Source organism: Sphingomonas sp. Mn802worker (genome assembly GCF_000382485.1).
In the GTDB taxonomy this organism is placed as follows: Bacteria; Pseudomonadota; Alphaproteobacteria; order Sphingomonadales; family Sphingomonadaceae; genus Sphingomonas.
Window position 1 is genome coordinate 85,104 of record NZ_AORY01000004.1, and the last position, 18,330, is coordinate 103,433.

Annotated in this window: 12 protein-coding genes and 1 riboswitch; of the genes, 2 read left to right on the forward strand and 10 right to left on the reverse strand. The window is 67.6% G+C overall.

The window, feature by feature from the left end; translation table 11 throughout:
• Window positions 1-7: 7 nt before the first annotated feature.
• Window positions 8-1,165 carry a cobalamin biosynthesis protein CobW gene (gene cobW, locus SMN802W_RS0103890; protein WP_019515580.1) on the reverse strand — a complete coding sequence of 386 codons (1,158 nt, stop codon included), beginning with the start codon at window positions 1,163-1,165 and terminating at the stop codon, window positions 8-10.
• 84 nt (window positions 1,166-1,249) lie between these two features.
• Window positions 1,250-1,480: riboswitch (cobalamin riboswitch) on the reverse strand.
• Between the two features lie 123 nt (window positions 1,481-1,603).
• Between cobW and SMN802W_RS18115 the strand changes: the two genes are divergently transcribed.
• Window positions 1,604-2,086 (forward strand): hypothetical protein, encoded by a 483-nt coding sequence (locus SMN802W_RS18115; protein WP_156818714.1) that lies wholly within the window; start codon window positions 1,604-1,606, stop codon window positions 2,084-2,086.
• Between the two features lie 147 nt (window positions 2,087-2,233).
• Here SMN802W_RS18115 and SMN802W_RS0103900 read toward each other — a convergent pair whose 3' ends face one another.
• The 7 genes from SMN802W_RS0103900 to SMN802W_RS0103930 form a co-directional block, all read right to left on the reverse strand.
• Entirely contained in the window at window positions 2,234-3,805 is a 1,572-nt protein-coding gene (locus SMN802W_RS0103900; RefSeq protein WP_156818715.1) for an efflux transporter outer membrane subunit, read from the reverse strand.
• Window positions 3,806-3,816: 11 nt separating this feature from the next.
• Window positions 3,817-5,391 carry a DHA2 family efflux MFS transporter permease subunit gene (locus SMN802W_RS0103905; RefSeq protein ID WP_019515583.1) on the reverse strand — a complete coding sequence of 525 codons (1,575 nt, stop codon included), beginning with the start codon at window positions 5,389-5,391 and terminating at the stop codon, window positions 3,817-3,819.
• A 31-nt stretch (window positions 5,392-5,422) separates the two neighbouring features.
• The gene (locus SMN802W_RS0103910; RefSeq protein WP_019515584.1) at window positions 5,423-6,724 is read right to left on the reverse strand and encodes an HlyD family secretion protein; all 1,302 of its coding nucleotides are present in this window, start codon (window positions 6,722-6,724) and stop codon (window positions 5,423-5,425) included.
• 124 nt (window positions 6,725-6,848) lie between these two features.
• Window positions 6,849-8,339 carry a tryptophan halogenase family protein gene (locus SMN802W_RS0103915; RefSeq protein ID WP_019515585.1) on the reverse strand — a complete coding sequence of 497 codons (1,491 nt, stop codon included), beginning with the start codon at window positions 8,337-8,339 and terminating at the stop codon, window positions 6,849-6,851.
• A complete protein-coding gene (locus SMN802W_RS0103920; protein WP_019515586.1) occupies window positions 8,336-9,367 on the reverse strand; it encodes a cupin-like domain-containing protein in 1,032 nt (343 codons plus the stop codon). Before SMN802W_RS0103920 ends, SMN802W_RS0103915 begins: the two co-directional genes overlap by 4 nt.
• Window positions 9,360-10,061, reverse strand: coding sequence for a SapC family protein (locus tag SMN802W_RS0103925; RefSeq protein WP_019515587.1), 702 nt, complete (start codon window positions 10,059-10,061; stop codon window positions 9,360-9,362). The genes SMN802W_RS0103920 and SMN802W_RS0103925 overlap by 8 nt, the downstream gene beginning before the upstream one ends.
• 71 nt (window positions 10,062-10,132) lie before the next feature.
• Window positions 10,133-13,420, reverse strand: coding sequence for a TonB-dependent receptor (locus SMN802W_RS0103930; protein WP_026325719.1), 3,288 nt, complete (start codon window positions 13,418-13,420; stop codon window positions 10,133-10,135).
• Window positions 13,421-13,753: 333 nt separating this feature from the next.
• Between SMN802W_RS0103930 and SMN802W_RS0103935 the strand changes: the two genes are divergently transcribed.
• A complete protein-coding gene (locus tag SMN802W_RS0103935; protein WP_026325720.1) occupies window positions 13,754-14,773 on the forward strand; it encodes a LacI family DNA-binding transcriptional regulator in 1,020 nt (339 codons plus the stop codon).
• On the opposite strand, the gene SMN802W_RS16355 is transcribed toward SMN802W_RS0103935, so the two are convergent.
• Complete coding sequence (locus SMN802W_RS16355; RefSeq protein WP_019515590.1) at window positions 14,736-15,986, reverse strand: MFS transporter; 1,251 nt, start codon at window positions 15,984-15,986, stop codon at window positions 14,736-14,738. The genes SMN802W_RS0103935 and SMN802W_RS16355 overlap by 38 nt on opposite strands.
• Window positions 15,976-18,291 carry a hypothetical protein gene (locus tag SMN802W_RS0103945; RefSeq protein WP_019515591.1) on the reverse strand — a complete coding sequence of 772 codons (2,316 nt, stop codon included), beginning with the start codon at window positions 18,289-18,291 and terminating at the stop codon, window positions 15,976-15,978. The genes SMN802W_RS16355 and SMN802W_RS0103945 overlap by 11 nt, the downstream gene beginning before the upstream one ends.
• Window positions 18,292-18,330: the final 39 nt, after the last annotated feature.

Sequence of the window (18,330 nt, forward strand, 5' to 3'; positions counted from 1 at the left end):
GGGTGCCTCAGCCGTTCAGCGCGGCCTCGATGCGCGCCTGATCGATGCGGTCATGCTCGGCGATCACGACCAGCCGCGTCTGCCGCTGCTCGCCGGCGCCCCACGGGCGATCGTACTGCGTCCGCACGCGCGCGCCGACCGCCTGGACCAGCAACCGCATCGGCTTGCCCTTCACTGCGGCATAGCCCTTGACGCGCAGCACGTCCTGCTCGCGCGCCAGCGTTTCGATCCGCGCGATCAGCGTCGCGGGATCGTCGACCTCCGCCCCGTCGAACACCATGCTGTCGAAATCGTCGTGCTCGTGGTCGTCCTCGCCGTCATGGTGCGAGGGACGCGCGGCGAGATCGTCCTCGGCCTTGGCGTCCAGCCCCAGAATCACCGCAGGATCGATCACGCCGTCGACCAGCTCGACCACCGGCGTCGGGCGCGGTGCCTCGGCGGCGATCACCGCGCGCGCGGCGGCGACACCCTCCGCGCCTGCCAGATCGGCCTTGGTCAGGAGCACGATGTCGGCGCAGGCGAGCTGGTCCTCGAACACCTCGGATAAGGGCGTCTCGTGGTCGATGCCGGGATCGGCGGCGCGCTGCGCGTCGAGCGCGGCGACATCGGGGGCGAAGCGACCCGCGGCGACCGCCTCCGCGTCGGCAAGCGCCACGACGCCATCGACCGTGATGCGCGATCGGATCGCGGGCCAGTCGAACGCCTTCAACAACGGCTTGGGGAGGGCGAGTCCCGAGGTCTCGATCAGGATGTGGTCGGGGCGCGGCTCTAGCGCCAGCAATTGCTCGACCGTGGGGATGAAATCGTCCGCCACGGTGCAGCAGATGCACCCGTTGGCGAGTTCGACGACATTCTCCGCTGGGCAGTCGGGGATCGCGCAGCCCTTCAGGATGTCGCCATCGACGCCGAGCGTGCCGAATTCGTTGACGACCACCGCCAGCCGGCGGCCATTGGCATTGCGGATCAGGTGGCTGATCAGCGTCGTCTTGCCCGCGCCCAGGAAGCCGGTGACGATGGTCACGGGCACTTTGGCGAGATCGCGCGCGGCGGTGTTGGTCGATGAAGTGTGGGTGGTCACGGGTAGTTCCTTCGCGAGCGCAGACGGCGACGACGCGGGTGGGGCGGATCGGTACCGATGCGCGCGACGGACGGCTCGCGTGCCCATGGCGCATCGGTGCGGCCCCACGCCGCGCATTGCTTCGTCGCTCAGACGGAACACCGTGCCCCGGCCATCCCCTGGACCGACGCAAGAGCGACCAGAACGCTGGCAGGTTTCCTGGCTCGCGGGTCGACGCTCCGGTGCACAGCCTTCCCGGCGCGAGTGCATGAACCCGCCTCCAGTGGCCGCCTTTCGTGGAGAAAGGCCCGTGCCCGTCGCTCACCGCTCACAGTTGCAGGGACAGCCGCGGATTGGAGCCTAAGCCCTTCACCGCATTCCCGTTTACGCCCCGCGAAGGGCACCAGCGCGATCTGCGAACCGCACCGCGATCCGCCGCGCCGCTGTAGCGTGGCGAGGGCTTGTTGCCAATGTTCGTGTGGGCGGCGGGAACCGGTACATGGGCAGGTGCCTTTACGCCAGTCGAGGACGACGGATGGTGTGGGCATGCTTGCAACGATGGTAATCGGTCTGCTGCTTCAGGCAGGCGCGACGGGCGGCGCGGGTGCTGGCGCGTCCGGTGGGAGTAGCGCGGCATCGGCCTCGCGGACGGGCAGCTCGGGCGCGAGTGGGCGGGTGTCGCAGCCGCCGATGAACTCGGCGATGCGTCGCGCAGGTAGCGGCAGCATGGCCGGTTGGGCGCAGACATCCTCGACCGGTGCGGGCAACGCCACACCGACCAACGCGATGACGCTGACCAGTGGCGGCATAAACGGCGGTCCGGCGAGCGGGAGCATGTCGTCGGTGCGCAGCCAGCAATCCGGTAACGGCGGGCAGAACGGCGGCGCCATGAGCGGTAATGGAACGAGCGGAAGCGGGATGACGACGGGCGCGTCGGGACAGCGCAACGGTAACGCTGCCGGCTCAGGTGGCTCGCAGACCAGCTACGATGCCACCGGTATCAGGCAGCAGGGGAGCGGTCCACGCTGACCTGCCCGCGGGTATGTCAACGTAAGTCATAACAAGAGGGACTTGCGGCGTTGCACCTGACCGCTCGCATCGCGAAGCGCATTGATCTTCCAGCTACAACGCTCGGCCAGCACTGGACCGCAACGCTCCCGTCGGCGCAGCGATGGCTTACCTCTTCGCCGCCTTCGCCTGCGTGTACGCCGATCCGACATCACCTGGTGCCGGTACGGCCAGTGGCAGCTCTTCCCACCCACCGCCCAGCGCCTTGTAGAGCGACAGCAGGTCACGGCGCAGATTGCCGTTGCTCTCCGCCACCTGATCCTCCGCCGACAGCACCGACTGCCGCGCGGCGAGCACGTCGCCGAAATCGGTCAGCCCGGCACGCCAGCGCGCCTCGACCGAGCCGACCGCGCGCCGCGCGTCGGTCAGGCCGGCGACGAGCACCGTACGCCGGTCCTGTTCCGTGCGGATGCGGATGAGCGCATCCTCGGTGTCGCGCAGCGCCAGCAGCACCGTGCGACGGTACTGCGCATAGGCCTCGTCGGCGGCAGCCTGCCGGATCGCGACTTGCCCTTTGCGCCGGCCGAAATCGAGCACGGGGAACGTCGCGTTGGCCGCCCCCGTCAGTTGCAAACTGTCGCCGGTGAACAGGTTGGAGAGCGCGGTCGAGATCAGCTGCGCCATGCCGGTCAGGCTGAACTTCGGGTAGAGGTCGGCGACCGCGACGCCGATGTCGGCGGTGGCCGCGGCCAGATTGCGCTCGGCCGCGCGCACGTCGGGGCGGCGGCGCAGCAGCTCGCTCGGCAACCCCGGCGGCACCGCGGGCGGCACCGACAACGCCGGGCGCGGCCGAGACAATTCGACGATCAGCGCGTCGGGTGTCTGCCCGGTCAGCACCGCGATAGCGTGCATCTGCGCCTTGCCCTCGGCGACGATCGGCCCGATCGCCGCCTGCGCGCTGGCAAGTTCGGCGCGCTGGCGTACGTAGTCGCCCTCCGCGATCAACCCCGCCCTGCTGGTGTCGGCGGCGATCTTCAGATTGCCTTCCTGCCGCGCGACCTCGTTCCGCGCGATCGCCTCGCGCTCCTGCAAGCTACGCAGTTGCAGATAAGCGTCGGCGGTTTCGGCGACGAGCGACAGTTGCGCGTCGCGCGCGTTCCACACCGCCGCTTCCGTCCGCGCGCGCGACCCCTCGACCTGGCGCGTCACCCCGCCGAATAGGTCGAGTTCCCAGCTGGCGTCGAAGCCGGCGGAATAGGTCTGGATCGAGCTGCCGGGCGAGCTGATCCCGCCGCCCGAGCTACCTGACCCGCCGCTGCCAGAACCGCCGCCACTCGCACCGCCGCCGGCACCGCCACCCGATCCGCCGCCAAACAGGCTGGCGAGCGAGGCGAGGCCGGCGTTCTTGCTGAAGCGTTGATAGGTGGTGCCCGCGGTCGCATTGACCTGCGGCAGATAGGCGGCGCGTGCGACGCGTTCCTGCGCGCGCGCCTGCTGGATGCGCGCCACCGCGACGGCGATGTCGGGGCTCTGCGCCAGCGCGGTTGCGACCAGTCGGTCGAGCTCGGGATCGCGGTACTGGTGCCACCAGCCCGACAGCACCGGTGCGGGCTGCGTGTCGGTCACCGCCTCGCCGAAGCGGGCGGGGGCGCTCGCCTCGGGCGGGCGGTAATTGGGGCCGACGGTGCACCCGGTCAGCGTCATCGCGGCCATCGCCGCCAGCAGCGCCGGCGCCCTCATCCTCGCTCGCGTCACGCGGCGCCCTCCTTTGCCTTGCCCTGCCGCAGGAAGATCGCGAGCGGCGTCACCAGCAGCACGAAGATCATGAAGCCGTGGAACACATCGATGTACGAGAGTACCTGCGCCTGCTCGCGCACCTGCTGCATCAATGCCGACAACGTCGTCATGCTCTGGTCCCCGCCCGGGCCGCCCACGGTGCGCGAGAGTTGGTTGACGCCCTCGACATAGCTGGGATTCAGCGGGCTCAGCCCCTCGACGATGCGATCCTGATGGTATTGCCCGCGCGAGATCAGAATCGCTTGCGCGACGCCGATCCCGATGCTGCCGCCGAGGTTACGCGCGACGTTCAGCAGCGCCGACGCGTCGCTGGTCTGGTTAGGCTTCAACCCGACATAGGCGGCGGTGTTGATCGGCACGAACAGGAACGGCAGCCCGACCGCGGAGATCAGCCGCGCGGTAGAGGCTTGCCCGAACGTCAGCTCGCTGTTCCAGCCCGACATGTACCACAAGGACGCCGCCTGGAGCAGCAGTGCCGGCATCAGCAGGAATCGCGTGTCGACCTTGCCCGTCAGCGTGCCGACCACCGGCATCGCGACCAGCGTCGCGATCCCGCCGACCGTCAGCGCGAGGCCGGCGCTGGTCGCGTCATAGTTGAACACCTCCTGCAACATCTGCGGGATCAGCGTGGTGGTGCCGAACAGCACCGCGCCCGTCGTTGTCATGAACAGCAGGGTAATCGCGAAATTGCGGTTGGCGAGCAGCTTCAGATTGACGATCGGATCCTTGCGCGCGAGCTCCCACCAGACAAGGAAGCCGAGCGAGACGATCACGGTCACTGCCAACCCGAGGATGAAGGTGCTCTCCAGCCACGCATCGCGCTCGCCGCGGTCGAGGATCAGCTCGAGCCCGCCCAGCCCTAGCACGACCAGCGCGAAGCCGATGTAATCGACGCGCAGGCCGCGCCGCAGCCGCTGGCGGCGTTCCTTTTGCAGGATCTCGGGCTCGATCACGAACGTGTTCACCAGCAAGAGCGACATGATTCCGATCGGCACGTTGATCAGGAAGATCCAGTGCCATGAGATATTGTCGGTGATGATCCCGCCCAGCGTCGGGCCGAGCACTGGGCCGACAACGACAACGACGCCGTAGGCGGCGAAGGCGGCGCCGCGTTTTTCCGGCGGGAATGTATCTGCCAGGAAGCTCTGTTCGGACGGGGCAAGTCCGCCACCGCCGATCCCCTGCAACACACGCGCGATGATCAGGAACGGCAGGTTGGGCGCGAACCCGCACATCAGCGACGACAGCGTGAACAGCGCCACCGAGATCATGTAATAACGCTTTCGCCCGATCACGTCGGACAACCAGCCCGAGATCGGGATTACGATCGCGTTGGAGACGAGGTAGCTCGTCAGCACCCACGTCGCCTCGTCTCGGCTGGCGGCGAGCCCGCCCGCGATATGATCGAGGCTGACGTTCGCGATCGAGGTGTCGAGCACCTCCATGAAGGTCGCCAGGCTGATGACGCCGACGATCAGCCACGGATTGCGCTTCCCTGCGGCCGAGCGTTCGTTGCTCCATCCGCTCATCGCGCGCGCGTGTCCTGCACCGTCCGCCGGATCACGGGCGCACGGTCACGCGCGGCACGACCGACATGCCCGGCCCGATCGCGTAATGCTGCCAATCGTTGTTGTTGAAGCGGATGCGCACCGGCACGCGCTGCACGACCTTGACGTAATTGCCCGTCGCGTTCTGCGGCGGCAGCAGCGCGAACGCCTGCCCCGCGCCGCGCTGGATCGAATCGACATGGCCGGCGAAGTCATGGCCGGGAAAGGCGTCGATGCGGATGCGGACGGGCAGGCCGGCGCGCATCAGCGTCAGCTGCGTTTCCTTGAAATTGGCGGTGACCCACAGGTCGTCGGGGACGATCGCCATCAACTGCTGCCCCGGCGCGACATAGCTGCCCAGGTTGACCGAACGGTTGACGACCTGTCCGCTGATCGGTGCGCGGATGACGAGGTGGCGCACGGTGACATCGCTCTGCGCGACGCGCGCTTCGGCCGCGCGGCGCTGCGCGCGTGCCGCCTCGACCCGCTTGCGCGCGGTCAGCACGTCGGCCTCCGCCGAGCCGATCTGCTGGCGTGCGGCGCGGACCTGCGCCAGCGCGCTGTCGGCCTGCGCGCGCGCCTGATCGATCTGCGTCGGGGCGGCGGCGAGCGGATCGAGGCGGCGCAAGTCCGCGTAGCGCTGGTAGTCGCCGGTTGCGCGGCGCGCCTCGGCAAGCGGCACGGTTGCCTGCGCGCGTGCCTGTCGCACGCTGGCGAGCGCGGCGAGCACGCCGGCCTGGGCCTGGCGGATCTGCGCGTCGGCCTCCGAAATGCCCGCGACTGCCTCGGCGCGAGTCGCCTGCGCGGAGCCGGGCTCGATCACCGCGAGCAACTGGCCGGCACGAACGTGGCTGTTGTCGCCGCGGTAGACCTGCGTCAGCTGCCCGCTTTCCTGCGCCGCGATGCGGACGATATGCGCGTCGATGAAGGCGTCGTCGGTCGATTGGAAGCGGCGTGCGTGCAGCCAGTAAAGTACGCCGCCGATGATGAGCACGGCCGCCACGACCGCAACCACGATCCAGAAGATCGGACGCTTGTAAAGCGGCGGCTTGCCGTCGTCGTCCTCATCGTCGCTGTTATCCTCATCGTCGGATGAGTCTTCATCGTCCGACTTGTCGTTGTCCGTGTCGCTTTGATCGTCTTTGTCGGCTTGATCGCCCTTGCCGCGGCGATCCTTCTTCGTATCGCCGTTCTCGTCCGAACCCTTCGTTTCGTTGTAGTCGTTTTCCGAGGCGTCGTTGCCGCGCGCTTCCCGCTCGTCCTTGCCTTCGTTCGTCGCGCCGCCGTTGGCTGCGTCGTTGTCGTCTCCGTTCAAGCAAGCCCCCTGGATGCGCGCCAACAAGCCTGCGCGACACGGTGACGGGCAGAACCTGATCTGTGTTGGTCGCTGAACGCCCGTATGTCGCGGACGTTCCTGACCTGTAACGTTCCGTTGCGCGTCAGGCGGGGCAGTATCGCTGCAGGAATTGCTGATGCGGCGGCAGCGTCTGTACGGTGGCCGCGATCGAGCGGGTGAGGTCGCCGAGCGAGCCCTTCAACGCATCCGCGCCGAGTAGGCTGGCGACGCGGTGATGCGCGCGCGGAGTGATGCCCTGACCCAGCATCACCGCAGCCCATGAATCGATCCGGAACAGGTCGTCCTGCCCCTGCCAAGCGGCCGCACTCTCGGCAAACAGTGCGATCCGCTCCGCCAGCGTGTCGGGGATCGCCATCGCGCGCCGCTCGCGCCAGAACGGCGTGTCGTCGCGCTCGGTCACGACATAGTGCAGGATGATGAAGTCGCGCACGTGCTCCCACTCGTGCCGCGACTGCGCATTGAAGCGGGTGGCGAGCGCGCTCCAATCGTCGCCACGGAACGGGAACAGTTGGATCAGCCGGATCGCGGCGTTCATGATCAGGTGGATGCTGGTCGATTCGAGCGGCTCGATGAACCCGCCGGCGAGGCCCAGCGCGATGCAATTGCGGTTCCAGCTGCGGCGGCGCATGCCCGCAGTGAAGCGCAGCGGGCGCGGCTCGAACAAGGGCGCACCGTCCAGCCCGGCGAGCAGCGTCGCACGTGCCTCGTCGTCGCTCATGTGCGCGCTCGAATAAACGATGCCGTTGCCGACGCGCGATTGCAGCGGGATCTGCCAGCGCCAGCCCGCATCGTGCGCGATCGCGCGGGTGTAGGGAACGGGGGCGCGCACCGTTTCGGTCTGCACCGCCAGCGCGCGGTCCGTTGCGAGCCACTCGCTCCAATCGTCGTAGCCGGTCTTGAGCGCGCCTTCGATCAACAGCGCACGAAAGCCGGTGCAGTCGATGAACAGGTCGCCCTCGATCCGCGCGCCCGATGCCAGCACCAACGCGGCGATGTCGCCGTCCTCGCCGATTTCGACCTGCTCGATCCGTCCCTCGACGCGGGTCGCCCCCGCACCCTCCGCCACGCCGCGCAGGAACCGGGCATAGTCGGTCGCGTTGAGGTGATAAGCGTAAGCGAGCGATCCTTGTGCATCGAGCCCGAATCGGCCCGCGGCTGCGGCCTGCTGCTCGAGCGAATAGTCGCCGTACGCGCCTGCGATGCCGTGCGCGCGGGCCTGCAGCCAGAAATGCTGAAAGTCGGCGATCGCGACCGAGCGGCCGACCTGTCCGAACGGATGGAAATAGGCGTCGCCCTGCCGGCGCCAGTTCTCGAACGAGATGCCGAGTTTGAACGTCGCCTGCGTGTCGCGCATGAACGCGGCCTCATCGACGCCGATGAAGGCGTGGAAGCCGCGCGCGGTCGGGATCGTCGACTCACCGACGCCGACGGTGCCGATCTCGTCCGACTCGACCAGCGTCACCTCGATCAGCGACCCCAGCTGCCGCGTGAGTGCAGCGGCGGCGATCCACCCCGCGGTGCCGCCGCCGGCGATCACGACGCGGGTAGGCTGCGGCGTGTCGGTGTCGGTCATCGGTTCAATCGTCCGAGCAAATAGGCGCGCAGCTGCCGCGCCATGCCTTCGTTCATCGGCGCAAGCGGCCCGCGTGCGCCCGCGGGCAGGTGCGCCGCGACTTCAGCCGTGTCGCCGAAGATGTAATGGTCGAACATCGCGCGCCATGCTGCCTTTTCCTGCGCCGGCCGGTCGCGCAGCGAGAGAAACGCGTGGAGCATCGTGTCCATCGGCGTGTCCATGAACGCAGGGACGACGTTCCACCAGTAGTTCACCAGCACGTTGAACGCGTCGAGCGCCTCGACATGGTGCCACCAGAGCGCGGGGTAGACGAGCACGTCGCCGGGTGCGAGTTCAGCCACCTGTCCCGCTGCGACCGCGTCGGCGAAGCGAGGAAAACGTGTGAAGTCGGGCGCGGCGAAATCGACCATGCTAACGACCTGTCCGCCGGGCGTCGGCGCGAGCGGCCCGGCGTAGAGGTTGGCGATCTGCTCGGGCGGGAACAAGGTGAAGCGACGGTGCCCGACCGCGCACACGGCGGCGTTGTTTGACTGATCGTAATGCGCCGAGGCGATCGTGCGGTTGCCGATCCAAATGCTGGCGAGCGGGGCGTGGCGCGCGAACGTGTCACCTACGGTCGCCAGTTCGTTCTCGCGCCGGAAGTCGGGCAGGTAGGTGTCGAGGTCGGTCGAGCCGAGATACAGCGACGGCGCGTCATCGCCCGTCTGTGTCAGCACCCGATCAAGGAACCTCGCCAGCGTCATCTGCTCGGCGGCGAAGTTCATCGCGGTGGCCGTATCGTCGTAATGGAAGCGGCCGTGGATCGCGGGCGCGCCGACGTAACCGGTCACGCTACGTCCCGCGTCGAACCGCCGCAGATAGTCCGCCGCCTGCATGGGTGACGTGAGCCCCGCTTGAACCAGCGGCCAGTCGGCGGCGTACCCGCGAACGATCACGGGCTCGTTCAGCACAATCAGTGCGTCGAGGTCGAGCCGCTCGCCCGCCTCAACCTCGCGCACCGCGCGCGTCACGCGCAAGGCATCACCCATCACGCTCGGCGATCAGCTTGCGGTCAATCAGATGCCGTATGTTGCCAAGCGACGAGGCGACCCAAATCGCGGTCCGCAGATGATCGCGCGCGTGCAGACGTTGCAGCGTCGCGCCGTCGAGCGCTGCCAGCCGCTCGCCGTCGATTGTCCAGTGATCAGGCAGATTGTAGCGTCGACCCTCCGCCACCTCAAGCTGCAGCGTCGCCGGTGTCAGCAACCCGGCATCCGACCATGCGGCGTATAGCGCCTGTTCGTCCTGCAACCCGGTGTAGATGCGCTGGAGCATTGCCGAAACGTGATCGAGCAATGGCGCATTGCCGCCATGTTCGCGGAAGACCGGCATTCCGCCTGCATCGATGCGCGGATGATCGTCCTCGACATGGATCATCGGTTCGCCGCTCGCGTCGACACCGATCGAGAAGGGGCCGCGCGCGCGTGTCGCTGGGACATAGCGTGCATCCCAGCGCTCGCCGTCAAGGAACAGGTTTTCGTCCGCATCGAGCCCGAGCAGCACGGTGGCGAGGAACTGCCCGGCATCGTCGCGACGCAGCAGGATGGCATAATCGCGTTGCAGTTCCTCGAACTCGGCCGGGAACACGCGGGTCTGGTTGATCGCATCGCCGTAGCGCGCGTGGTGACCGACCGCGACGCGCAGGTCGCGGTGGTCGACATTGTTAAGCAGAACGGCGGGCATGATGCTTCTTATCCGATCGCCATCCGACTGAACAAGGCCGCCGGTGTCAGCGGCCTTGTCCGTAGTCGCGATCAGAAGCGGTAGCGCGCGCCGACCAGGTAACGCGCGGAGCCTTCCGCGAGGTACCAGACGTTGCTCTCGTCACGACCGTAGCTGCGTACGCCTTCCTCGTTCAGGTTGATCGCCTCGAATCCGAGCGAGAAGCGCGGCGTCAGATCGAAGTTCATCGACAGGTCGAGCTGGCCGTACGGCGCCACGAACACCGGGTTGCGATCGTTGCCGCCGCGGTTGATGTCCGACAGGAACTTGTCGCGCCAATTGTACGATACGCGGATCGACACGCCGTTCTTGTCGTAGATTAGCGTCGCGTTCGCGGTGTCGGACAGGCCGACCAGCGCGAAGGTGTTCGCCGTCGGCGGTGCCGCCACGTCGATCCCGACGTTGCCGCGCACCAGCGTGTAGCTCGCCGCGATACCGAAGCCGGTATTGCCGAGGAAGTACTGGCCGGCGAATTCGGCACCGTAGATGTGCGCGTCGCGGTTGTTGATCGGCGTGTTGACCGCGAAGTTGAACAGGGGATCCTGCGCATTCGCAATAACGTCATACTGACCCAAGACCTGGTCGACGAAGCCCTGGTTCAACGAACGGCTGGCGGCATTGTAGTTCGCCGCGAACTGCGCGTTGGTGGCCGCGATGTTCCCGTTATTGGCCTGCAACAGCGCGGTGTAGGTGAACAGGTTGACGTCGGTGATGTCGGCCTTGAACGTGTTGTTCAGCTGGTCGCGCGCGGTACCCGAACGCGTTCCTGCCGCACCCGAGGTCGGGTCGCGCAGGCCGAACAGGTTGCGGTTGACCACCGTGTTGCCGATGAAGTCATGGACGCGCTTGTCGAAGAAGCCCGCCGACAGGAAGATGTCCTTGCGCGGATACCATTCAACCGACACGTCGATATTGTCCGACGACAGCGGCAGCAGGTTGGTGTTGTTGGCGTTGCCGGTCGCGACGCCGCCGATCGCGGTCGGACGACCCGGCGCACCGACGCCGGTCGAGGCGAACAGGTTGCCGTACGGCGCACGCGAGATCGTCTTGCTGTACGATGCACGCGCGAACAGATTGTCGACCACCTCGATCTTGGCGTCGACCGCCGGCAGCCAGTTGTCGTAGCTCCCGCGATCGCTGATCGGCTGCTGATCGTTCGAATAGCTGATGCGGAAATCGTTGTCCGAGGTCCAGATGATCGCCTGCGGCACCACCTGAAGCGAGGTCGCGCGCACCTTGGTATTCTCGTAGCGAACCCCCGCCACGACGTTCGCATTACGCCCGAAGACCTGGCCGCTCCACGAACCTTGAATATAACCCGACCAGATGCTCTCGCGAACGCGGTTGTCGTTGTTCGCTTCGATGTTGTTGGTGTGGTTCACGCCATCGTTGGTGATCCCGCTGTAGTAATTGTACAGCGAGTTATACAGCTTGGTGGCGTCTTCGGTCCGGAACGCGACCAGCGAGCTGCCGGTGACACCGGGATTGTGATTCTCGAACTTGCACACGCCGCAGAACTGGAACACCTGACCGGGTGCCAGACGCTCGATATCGGGCGGCAGCGAGTTGCCCCAGTCGCCCAGCGTCTGGTTGGTGTTGAACTGCGTCTGGCGCGTGTTGGTCACACGGTAATCGCCACCGGCGTCGAAGCGGAACTGGTCGTTGAGCTCCCATCCGGCATCGGCGCGCAGTTCCTTGATTCGCTGCGTCTGCGCCGAGTTGAACTGGCGCTGCACCGCGCTCGACAGGTCGCCCGCGTCGATCACGCCGTTGTTGTTACCCTTGATGAAGGGAACGCCTGCCGGGGTAACGCTGCGCACGCCGTCGTTGATCGTGATCGACTGCGTCGGGAAGCCCTTGTCGCTGAGCGTCAGCGACTGTGCCGCGACGACCGGCGCGTTGAACGCGACGGTGGTCGAGGTCTGTCCATTCGGATTGTCGGGCAGGCTGTCCGCCTTGCCGATGTGACCGTCGATCGCGAAGGTGAAGCGATCGGTCGGCTTCCACTCGATGTTGCCGCCGAAATCGTACAGCTTGTTCTTCTGCGCGCGGTACGCCTGCTCGAACGCCGCGTCCTTCACGCCGTTGATCGTCTCGGCGAGAAAGGTCGTCGTCGCGACGCCGTTGCTGGCGTCGTCGAAGGTCACGTTGCTGAACGGACGGTTGAACCAGTTCGACTGGGTCGAGCGACGCTCCGACTGCTTCAACTGCGCATAGAGACCGTCGGCGGTGAAGGTCAGCGTGTCGGTCGGGCGGAACTGCAGGATTCCCTGCCCGTTGATGCGCTCACGGCTCGCCTCCGAGAAGTGGTAGCGCGAGTCGTTCGGCACCGAGACGAGCGGGTTGCCGGTCGGCAGGTTGTTGTACTTCGTCGCCGCGTTGACGAAGCCGTTGGCGGGGTTGAGGAAGTCGCTGAGCGTGCGGATGTTCCAATTGTCCGGCGCGACGCTGGCGAAGCTGAAATTGCGCTTCTGATAGCTGCCGAACAGCGACACGCCGAAGCGTTGCTCGGGGTCGGACCAGGACGCGGTGCCGGTGACTTCCGGGGTCACGCGCGCGCCGCAGTCGAGGCAGTCGGACGAACTGTTGTCGTAGCTCCCCTTTGCGCCGATCGAGCCGAGGAAGCCCGAATCCTTGGTGTCGAGCGGGCGACGGCTGACGACGTTGATCGTCGCGCCGATCCCGCCCGAGGGGATCGCGGCGCGACCGGTCTTGTAGACCTCAAGCGTCTTCACGCCTTCCGACGCCAGGTTGGAGAAGTCGAACGAACGGCCGAACCCGCCCGCGCCGTCACCGCCCTGGTCGCCGCCGACCGCAACGATGTTCGAGGTGGCGAGCTGACGCCCGTTCAGCGTGACGAGGTTGTACTGTGCACCAAAACCGCGGACGGTGACCGTCGAGCCTTCGCCGTTGCGGCGGTCGATCGACACGCCGGTGATGCGCTGGAGCGACTCCGCGAGGTTGGTGTTCGCGAACTTGCCGATGTCCTCGGCGCTGATCGCATCGACGACGCCGTTTGAATCGCGCTTGATCGCGATCGAGCGTTCCAGCGACGCGCGGATGCCGGTGACGACGATGTCGCCATCGGTCGAGCTGTCGGGTACCGGATTGGTCGGGCTCGCCTCGCCGGGCGTGGCCGCCTGGCTGGTGGTGTCGGCCTGCGGCGTGCCCTGCTGCGGGTCGGCGGGGGCGGCGGGATTGGTCGCCTGCGCGTCGGTCGGTGCCTGCGCGTTCGCGGCGCTGGCCATCATCAGGCCGGCGGCGAGGCCGATCATCGAGGTTGAGCGCACGAGTGCGCACGACAGCTTCATCGCTTTCATCATCCTTCCCCTTTGAACCCGGTGGCCGTCCCTCGGCCGTCGATCCGGGCGCAATCTTTGTTACGTACTGTGTCGCGTCGTATCGAAGCCGACATCGATGTCAACGTACGACCAAAGGCGTGCTTGTTTTGCGCGCGATTGTGACAAAAATGCACTTGGCTTTGCTTCTCGCGCTGAAAGGGCGGCGACTCACCAGAGCTATGATCCGTGCCTTGACCTCGCACACACTTTGCCCGACATCGATGTCAACGAGCGCGAACGATAGGGGCGCGTTTGCATGAACGTGGCGCGGGTGACAGCATCGACGTTCGCGAGGTCGACGAGCTGCCAATCATGAAGCCGATCACGATCAAGGATGTCGCCGAGCGCGCGGGCGTGTCGCCGAAGACGGTGTCGCGCGTCATCAACGGCGAGGCGCACGTCCGGCCCGAAATACGGGAAAAGGTGGCGCGGGTGGTGGCGGAGATGAACTATCGCCCGAACGCCTTCGCGCGCGGATTGTCGAGTTCACGGTCGTATCTGGTCGGTTTGTTCTTCGATGATCCGGCGTCGGGCTATGCCGCGACGATCCAGCGCGGCGCGATCGAGCAGGCGCGCGCGCTTGGCCGGCACATCGTGATCGAGGCGATCACGTTCAAACGCTCAGACTGGCGCGAGCGGCTGATCGACAGCCTTACCGCGCTTCGGCTGGGCGGTGCGATCCTCACCTCGCCGATCTGCGACCGCGCCGATCTGCTCGACATCTTCGAGCAGCACGACGTGCCGGTGGTGCGGATCGCGCCGGGAACCGAGCTGGATCGAACGCCGCAGGTGCGGATGGACGACCGCGACGCCGCGCGCGTGATGACCGAGCATCTGCTGTCGCTCGGCCACCGCGACATAGCGTTCGTCTGCGGCAACCCGACGCACAGCGCGTCGCAGCGGCGCTGGGAGGGGTTCAGCGATGCGATGCGCGCCGCCGGGCTGACGCCGCCGCCAGGGCGGGTCGTTCAGGGTGACTTTCGCTTCCGATCCGGGTTCGACGTGGCCGAGGCGTTGTTCGATCGCGGCGCGCGGCCGAGCGCGGTCTTCGCCAGCAATGACGAGATGGCGCTCGGCGTGATGGTGGCAGGGATGAGCCGGCAGATCGCGGTGCCGCGGGCGGTCTCGATCGTCGGGTTCGACGATGCCGAGATCGCGCGCATGGCGTGGCCGCAGCTGACCACGATCCGCCAGCCCAATCACGCAATGGGTGCCGGTGCGGTCGACCTCGTCATCCATCAGCAGGACGCGGGCGGCGCGGTCGAGCCATGCCGTATCCTGCCTTACGAACTCGTCATCCGCGGTAGCTCGGCGCCGTTCGCGACGGGCTGAACGGGGCGGCGACGAACGCGGGCAGCAGGGCGGCGGCGAGCGTCAGCGCCGCGAATACGCCGAACAATGTCGTGAAATCGTTCGCGGTGACCGACAGCGCCAGCAGCGGCGCGACGACCTGCGGCAGCGTGTTGGCGAGGTTGAGCACGCCAAGGCTCCGCCCTGCACCCGAGCTCGTCGGCAGCAGCAGCATGGCATGGCCGATGTTGAGCGCCTGGAAGATCGACACGCCGGTCGCGAAGACGACGTAGCACGCCGCCGCCCCGATCCAGCCGCCCGGTATCCAGCCGATCGATGTGCCGCGACCCAGCACCGCCATGCCGACCAGACCCGCCGTGGCGACGATCGCGGTGGCGGCGAGGAAGCGCTCGCGGTGGCCAACACGGTCGGACCAGCGGCCGAGCATGAGCGCGAGCGGCACGGGCACCATTGTGGCGATGACCAGCAATCGCGCGACGATCGCGGGCGCATCGCCGGCGCTGCCGATCACGCGTGCGAGGTATAGGAACAGGCACAGCCCGACGCCGCTGTTGGCGATCTGCACCAGCAGCCGTGTCGTCCACGCGACCGCCAGCGCGAGGGGCGCGTGGGTGGCATCCGGCTCAGCCGATGTCGCCGACGCGATCCGATCCGGCGACCTGAACAACAGCGGCGCGACGCCTGCCGTCATCAATCCGGCGACGAGCGCCAGCCGCGCCCCCTCGTGTTCGGCCACACTCACGACCAGCGCCGAAGCCGCTGCGGCGAGCGGCGCGCCGAGCGTCAACAGCGCCGCCGCGGTGTTCTTCTGCGTCGATGGCACCTCCTCCGCGATCAGCGCGGAGACCTGCGCCAGCAGCATGTTGAGCGCGACCTGAAACGCGATCACCGCGGTGACAATCGCTGCTCCGCTGTGCGCGACCGCGATGCCGGCGAACGACGCCGCGGTGGCGAGCAGCCCGGCGATCATCCATCCGCGCCGGCCGCCACCCAGCGCAACCGAACGGTCGCCGAGCCAGCCGAAGGCGATGTTGGCGAACCCCGCCGCCAGCGCGCCCGCAACGCTGCACCAGGCGAGCAGCGCGTAGCGCGCATCGGGTGCGAAGGCGGTAAGCTTCAGCGGCAGCAGCAGCGTGAGGAGGGGAGTGTAGCCGATGATGCCGCCCGTCGAGGCGAGCGCATAGCGAAGCAGCGCGGGCGTATCGAGCCGAGCCGAGGCCGGCTCAGCGCGCATCGGTCAGGTCGATCGTCGCCTCCGTCGCGGGATTGTCGCGCAACACCAGTGTCGCGGTCGCGGCGTGTGGCACGGAGAGTGATGCGCCGGTGAAGCCATCGGGAACGTCATGACCGCCTGCCGACCGCAGCAGGAACAGCGACGTGCCCGTGATCGTGCAGGTTGCTTCCCTACACGACACGCCCGTGAGCGCCGGCAAACGCACCAGCGTGCCGAGCGCCTGCCAGTCGCCCACCACTTCGTCCCGTACGATGCGGTAGCGTAGCGGCCCATGCGCGTCTCGGCCGAGCGCGGCAGGATTGAGCACCGCGACGGCGACATGGTCGTCCTGCAATTGCACCGGCAGCCGGACGCTGTCGTTGGCCGATGCGACCTCGATCATGTCATGGTCGCGAAACACGGTGCCTGCGTCGGCGCGCAGCGAAAAGGTCAGGCGAGCGTCGGACGCGATCGCCGCGCCACCGTTCAACCGGATCGGGACGGCGCGCGGGCTGATCGGGGTGCTCGATCGGTCGAGCAACGTCGCCGCCGGTCGCGCCGCCGCGACCTTCACCGCGACGGCAACGCTGCGTCCGTCGGACAGCGTCGCGCGAGCAGCGGGCGTCTGCCCGACCGTCAGCGCCGTCGTAGCCGGTGCGCTCAGCACCAAGTGGTCGCTCGTGCCTGAACGCGTCAGCACTCCGGGCTGGAAGACGGTGTCGCCGACCGTCAGGCTCGAGACCTGATCGAGCCGCGTTCCCGTCATGACGCCGTCGCGGTCGCCGGCGTGCAGCGTTAAGCGATCGATCCGGCTCGCCTCGGCATAAGCGCGTAACTTGACCGACTTGGGCGCGGTGGCACCGTAGCTTTGGACCTGAAGCGTCAGCATGCCCGGCTTCACATCGGTAAGCGGCACCTTCAGGTGCAGCGCATCGCCTGCCACCTCGAACGGCACCGCACGCTCCAGCCCGTCGCGTGTCACGCGCACCGACGATACGCACGCCGCCGCGCCACCGATCAGCGTCAGCGGTGCGTCACGTCCGACGACCAGCGTCGCGTCGCCCGCGCTCCATCCTGTCGCGGTCGGCGCGACGAGCCGGAACTCGGGGCCGTCGAAGCTCGCAAAGCCCCATAGGCCGTGCAATGTGCCCGTTGCCGCCGCAGCGGACGCCAGCTTGCTGCGATCACCGACCACAAAGCCGCCGCGCGCCGGATCGGCGCTGAGCGGCACGTCGACGGGGCCAGCTTCCCCGGTGACACGCAGCCGCATATTATGGGCATAATCGGTCGAGTAGACGAGCGGCGCGCCCGCGACCGGCAGCACCAGATCGGGCTGCGCGATGCACAGGGCGGCGGTCGTACCCGCCTCAAGCGGCGGACGCGCAGGCGCGGCAACGGTCGGCAGCGCGGCGACCAGCACCGACTGCGGCTTGCGGAACGACGGCACGGTGTTGAGCAGTAGGTCAGTGCGTGCGCCATGCTGGACGTTCAGCGCCGGAATGAACTGCAACTGCGCGGACTGGAACGCGCCCAGCATCCGCGCCAGATCGCGGAACACGCCGATATAGGCGCTGTAGTAACCGTACCCCGCCTGCGGGGTGGCGGCGAGTTGCAGCGCGATGTTGGCGGGCGCGCCGGCAAGCGTCTGCGCAATCGAGCTGGTCTGCCCGTCCGCCAGCACCGCCGCGCTCTGCCCCGGCGTCAGACAGGCGGCGCGCGGGTCCTCGCCCGGTTGCAGGCAGGCGGGGTCGAGCTTCACCGCCAGGCTCTTCGCCAATACCGGCGATCGTTCCGCTACCTCCGCGGCGGAATGCCCGCGCAACTGCGCTACGAACATTTCGAGCCGCGTGCGATCGAGCATCGCCTGGTTGAGGTCCTGCGACGCGCGCACGAACGCACCGGGACGCTGGCGCACGGCCGAGCGCACCGCCGCGAACGCGCCGCCGGTATCGGGCACAAGGAAGACAAGCGCCTGCTGCGCGCCTGCGGGCACCGCCACGTCGATCACCGCTTCCTTCGGTTTCCACGTCCGTGCCTGGCTGAGCCATTGCTCCGGCGGCGGGTTGGTCGCGCCGCGCAGGAAGGCGAGCACCATCCGATAGTGCGCGCCCTGGTCGCTCGGCAGCACCGCCGCGACGCGCAGCCGGTCGCCGGTGGCGAGATTGGGCACCTGCGACAGCGGAAGCGTCGTCTCTCCGCCGGCGCCGTGATGCGTGACGCTGACCTGCAACGCCGGGCCGGTCAGGTCGAACGCACCGCCTTGCGCGCGTGCGCTTGGCGAGCCGAGCAGCAGCGACGCAGCCGCGATAGCCGGCACGCCACGCATGCGAGGGGAGGAGAACGCCACCGCTTCGCTTTACCGCGC

What these genes read in the sequence shown, in the direction of transcription:
- SMN802W_RS18115 (WP_156818714.1), top strand. Translation starts at nt 1,604, where the DNA reads ATGCTTGCAACGATGGTAATCGGTCTGCTGCTTCAGGCAGGCGCGACG.
- SMN802W_RS0103920 (WP_019515586.1), bottom strand. Translation starts at nt 9,367, where the DNA reads ATGGGTGATGCCTTGCGCGTGACGCGCGCGGTGCGCGAGGTTGAGGCG.
- SMN802W_RS0103930 (WP_026325719.1), bottom strand. Translation starts at nt 13,420, where the DNA reads ATGAAAGCGATGAAGCTGTCGTGCGCACTCGTGCGCTCAACCTCGATG.
- cobW (WP_019515580.1), bottom strand. Translation starts at nt 1,165, where the DNA reads ATGGGCACGCGAGCCGTCCGTCGCGCGCATCGGTACCGATCCGCCCCA.
- SMN802W_RS0103925 (WP_019515587.1), bottom strand. Translation starts at nt 10,061, where the DNA reads ATGCCCGCCGTTCTGCTTAACAATGTCGACCACCGCGACCTGCGCGTC.
- SMN802W_RS0103905 (WP_019515583.1), bottom strand. Translation starts at nt 5,391, where the DNA reads ATGAGCGGATGGAGCAACGAACGCTCGGCCGCAGGGAAGCGCAATCCG.
- SMN802W_RS16355 (WP_019515590.1), bottom strand. Translation starts at nt 15,986, where the DNA reads ATGCGCGCTGAGCCGGCCTCGGCTCGGCTCGATACGCCCGCGCTGCTT.
- SMN802W_RS0103915 (WP_019515585.1), bottom strand. Translation starts at nt 8,339, where the DNA reads ATGACCGACACCGACACGCCGCAGCCTACCCGCGTCGTGATCGCCGGC.
- SMN802W_RS0103935 (WP_026325720.1), top strand. Translation starts at nt 13,754, where the DNA reads ATGAAGCCGATCACGATCAAGGATGTCGCCGAGCGCGCGGGCGTGTCG.
- SMN802W_RS0103900 (WP_156818715.1), bottom strand. Translation starts at nt 3,805, where the DNA reads ATGAGGGCGCCGGCGCTGCTGGCGGCGATGGCCGCGATGACGCTGACC.
- SMN802W_RS0103945 (WP_019515591.1), bottom strand. Translation starts at nt 18,291, where the DNA reads ATGCGTGGCGTGCCGGCTATCGCGGCTGCGTCGCTGCTGCTCGGCTCG.